Source organism: Pseudomonas sp. MF6776, from assembly GCF_016613125.1.
Classification (GTDB): Bacteria; Pseudomonadota; Gammaproteobacteria; order Pseudomonadales; family Pseudomonadaceae; genus Aquipseudomonas; species Aquipseudomonas iridis.
The window spans coordinates 1-4,146 of sequence record NZ_JAENSQ010000071.1 but is presented as its reverse complement, the minus strand read 5'-3'; the positions used below and the strand labels follow the sequence as shown (position 1 = coordinate 4,146).

Here is a 4,146-nt window from a genome sequence, read left to right as displayed (position 1 = left end):
GCTGAAACCTTGGGCATGACCGATTTGAATGGTGGCGCGCTCTTCAACGCTGAGTTCGGAATAAGACATAGGGACAGCACCGTACCGGAAAGGTCAGGTGTTGCACTCAGTTTTCGCCGCCGCCCTGTTTTATGATGATGTCAAGATCGGCGAATCTATCGCTCTGACGATTGGGCAGGAGGGCACCACGATTGATCGAGTTATCCCTTGGAAAACTATTGCCGATCAAAACAGTGGAACTAAAGTTCTTCGTTATACCTTGAGCTCTCCCAACACGCACAATCCAACGGACTCTCGGCCGAAAGTTATTCCAGTGGATCCGTTCCCGATTGAAATGGCGGCTCCGGAAATATTGGGCCTTGCGGGGCCGGCAAGACGGATCGGATGCTCCACATTGAATTTCCCTACAGCCACTGTACCGAATGATGGTACAGAAAGGAGAAACCTGCGTGTACGGGTGATACCAAACACATACACAGTGGATGGTGAGACCATTACACTGAAGTTTCAGGGGATGACTATAGAAGATGTTCCTGTGCCTATTCCTGGTACTGACGCTGAAGCCACGTTTCCCATTGTCGGAACATTCCCTGCGGAGGGCGTCGTGATTGAAATCGGCGATTATATGGAGGACTTCAAACCCACGCACCTGGCAAACGGCAGAGTGACTTATTCAATTTCGCGTGGAGGTGCAGGTAATAATCCGACACCCGATTCCCTGCCTGCGATACGCGCGCTGGATCTGGATGATAGTGAGGGACGGTTCTGTGAAGATTTTTTTTCTCCTACACCATAAGTAAGTTATCGGGGGGGCAGTGCGGCCAGGAAGCCGTTCGCTGCCCCTCCTTAATTAATCCCGCTCCTGAATAAATTCTGAATAACTCTCGTCGGCCTTGAACGACCATTCGCGCTCTAAATAAAGAAAAGTCCTACAGAAAAGAGTGAGTCTTCTCTATAGCCTTGCGATCCTCAAAGGCTGGCTAAAACGCCTTCATTCCAAGTCAGAAGCAGGTATTCACTATGTGGGGTAAGTCGTTACCGGGCGGGAATCGCTCGCGGTGCTGCGTCATTTTAAGTCCTTCATTGTTGGCACTTTTTAGCGCTTTTGCCAGCGCTGCGCCGGTCGTGGAACGCGAGGAAACCGTCAACGGCGGCACTCCGCAAACATGGGATCTTGCGCAAGATGCGAAACTGACTGTCAATGGCGCACAAACGCTCGCCATCACCGCTGACAGTTCAGCGCTGATCGTCAATCCAGGTAGCTCGACGCAGCAGATATCAGCGCGCAATGGGTCAACTGTCAATTTGAGTGGCACAACTGTCACAGGTGTTGGTGGCTTGGCGGCGGTTTTTTTGAGCAACAGCAACGCCACGATCGACAACAGCACTATTACGGGTAATCGGGTAGGACTACAGGTCGTTCGCGATGCGAATACGCAGATCGGTTCTCAGGTCACCGTCACCGGCGGAACCACGATCAGGGGTGGAACAGGGGGCGCGCTGGTCAGCGCCTACAGCGTCCTGAACCTCATCGATTCCAGTCTTCTCGGAACCGGCGCCAACAGTTATGGACTTCGCTTGAGCAGTGGCCAAGCGATTGGGCGAAACAGCACGATTGTTGGTGGCCGTGAAGGTGTGGTCATCGGCTTTGACCCCAATGAAGTACAGCCAGCGGTGTTGAGCCTCGAAAACACTACGGTACAAGGTAGAACCGGCGCGGCGATCCTGGTGGATTTTGCCAACCGTGCGGACTCGACAGCCTCCATAACATTGACCAACTCTAGTTTACTGGCTGGCAATGGCACGTTGCTGGATGTCAAAGGAGGTGCGAATACATCGCTGGTGGTCAACGGCAGTACGCTGACGGGCGATATCGTTACGGAGCAAGGCAGCACCACAAAATTGATTTTGCAAGAAAACTCAACGCTGACAGGGCAGCTGCATAATGTTGCCAGCGCCACGATCAACGACAGTGCCAAATGGGTGCTTACAGGTAACAGCAACATCGATCAGCTTTCCTTGAACAACGGAGGTTCGGTGGTTTTTGGGGCTAGCGATGCCTTCTATCAACTAAACGTAAACTCACTGTCCGGCGATGGTCGCTTCTTAATGGGCACCGACTTTAGTACGGGTCAGACGGATCTGCTGAATGTCACCGGAGTCGCCCATGGGACCCATGAACTGTTGATCGCCAGTAGTGGCGTTGACCCTGCCAGCGGGCAACCTATTCGCGTTGTGCAAACGGCAGGGGGGGATGCACAGTTTTTCATCGAACGCGACGTCGACCTCGGCGCCTTTTCCTATGCCTTGGCTAAAAGCGGTAACGATTGGATACTCGATCCCAGTACGCGTACGGTCAGTCCTGGGGCGCGCTCCGTGCTGGCGCTGTTCAATACGGCTTCGACTGTTTGGCTGGGTGAACTGACTTCTCTGCGCACCCGGATGGGTGAACTGCGATTCAATGGCGGACAGTCTAGCGCATGGGCACGTACATATACCAATAAATACAACGTCAGCGATGGTTCAGGTGTTGGCTATCAACAGCGTCAGCACGGCTTTACGTTGGGAGCGGATGCTCCGTTGCCCTTGGGTGATGGTCAATGGGTGATCGGCGTAATGGCGGGTCAAAGTCAGTCTGACCTTGACCTCGGTGCCGGCACATCGGGTAGCGTTGATAGTTACTATCTGGGTAGCTATCTAACCTGGCTGGATGCGCAGACAGGCTACTACGCTGATTTTTTAGTGAAGGCCAACCATTTCCGTAATGACGCCAAGGTGGGGTTGAGCGATGGTTCTCGAGCCAAAGGTGATTATGATAATTCCGGGGTTGGCGGTTCGGTAGAGTTCGGCAAACACATCACTTTGGCTGATGGGAATTTTTTGGAGCCCTACACCCAATGGTCTGCTGTGGTCATCGAGGGCAAGGATTATTCTCTGAGCAACGATCTTCGAGCTGACGGGGATCGTACTCGCTCGTTTATCGGCAAGATAGGCGTTACCGCGGGACGGAACATTGAGTTGGGGCAAGGCCGGGTGGTGCAACCCTACATGCGTGTCGCATGGGCTCACGAGTTTGCGAAAAATAATGAAGTACAGGTTAATAACAACGTTTTCAATAATGATCTTTCAGGTTCTCGCGCAGAGGTGGGGGCGGGTGTCGCAATGGTTGTCGCGAAAAATTTGAGTGTTCATGCTGATTTTGAATACAGCAACGGGCAAAATATAGAACAGCCGTTTGGTGCCAATATCGGTTTGCGCTATACGTGGTAATAAAACAGTTATAAGAAAAGGAAGCGAAAGCTTCCTTTTCTTGTTTTGTTGATTATTTATGCAACGAGGCGAGGCTTGCTCGAAACCGAAATAGCTCCCTTCGCGTTAAACCTGATTTGAAGAGTGATTTCTTTTTGCTTGTCATCGTCCCGATTCTCAAGGATGACGTTTTCCAGGTTTCCGAAAAGAACTCGAGCAGGGGCTTCGTATACAAGAACCGCTGTTCCGGAGCGTTGAGTATAAATAACGGGGTTCTCAGGATCGCTGTTGTCGGCGAATGTGATGCGAACCTCATGCGAATCAGGTGCCAGAGAGTAAGTGCTGCTTGGTAATCCTTTAGTGAACGAAAGTGTAAGCTCCTTCGTTGCGAACGTCGGCGCAGGGCCGCGTTCACGAGCAAACATGACGTGTGCAGTCCCATGCGGCGGTGGGAAAACCTGTTCCGAAAGCTCCACAAGTCTGGCGTTAAAGGGCTCTGTACCATTTATAGTTCCTTCACAATTACCCGTACCGACTTCATTTCTTCGCTTTGTAATTTTGCTGGTCATTATTGCGGTCTCCATGTCATGACGAGATATCCCGCTATTAAACGAAACTTCCGGGATGAGGCTATAAAACCGTTTATATTCGTTGCTTGTAAACTGTAAAGCTTGACAGTTTACAATTGGGGGAAAGTGTGATTTTTGCTGTTTCGGGGCCAGTTGTTTATTGTTCGATTTTCTGATGGCGTTAATCCTATGATTTTATTGAGGGCGGTTGCAGGAGCTGAGTGCAACACGGTTATTGAATTGAAGCCGGAGCATCATGCCGCATTGCCATGGAGTTTTGCATGACCTCTCCCATCACCTCGATGGGGCATTTGAAGTCGAAGCGCTT

The 4,146-nt window shown here is 51.3% G+C and carries 3 protein-coding genes; 2 read left to right on the top strand and 1 reads right to left on the bottom strand.

Annotated features, from left to right (window positions below; translation table 11 throughout):
- Window positions 1-97: 97 nt before the first annotated feature.
- Window positions 98-796 (top strand): hypothetical protein, encoded by a 699-nt coding sequence (locus JJD74_RS30250; RefSeq protein WP_200618062.1) that lies wholly within the window; start codon window positions 98-100, stop codon window positions 794-796.
- A gap of 224 nt (window positions 797-1,020) precedes the next feature.
- A complete protein-coding gene (locus tag JJD74_RS30245; RefSeq protein ID WP_200618060.1) occupies window positions 1,021-3,270 on the top strand; it encodes an autotransporter outer membrane beta-barrel domain-containing protein in 2,250 nt (749 codons plus the stop codon).
- Window positions 3,271-3,326: 56 nt separating this feature from the next.
- Here JJD74_RS30245 and JJD74_RS30240 read toward each other — a convergent pair whose 3' ends face one another.
- Window positions 3,327-3,818: a hypothetical protein gene (locus JJD74_RS30240; protein ID WP_042559323.1), complete on the bottom strand. Its 492-nt coding sequence runs from the start codon at window positions 3,816-3,818 to the stop codon at window positions 3,327-3,329.
- Window positions 3,819-4,146: the final 328 nt, after the last annotated feature.

Bases quoted from the DNA above. Each gene is read 5' to 3' on its own strand.
- JJD74_RS30245 (WP_200618060.1), top strand. From the start codon at position 1,021: ATGTGGGGTAAGTCGTTACCGGGCGGGAATCGCTCGCGGTGCTGCGTC.
- JJD74_RS30240 (WP_042559323.1), bottom strand. From the start codon at position 3,818: ATGACCAGCAAAATTACAAAGCGAAGAAATGAAGTCGGTACGGGTAAT.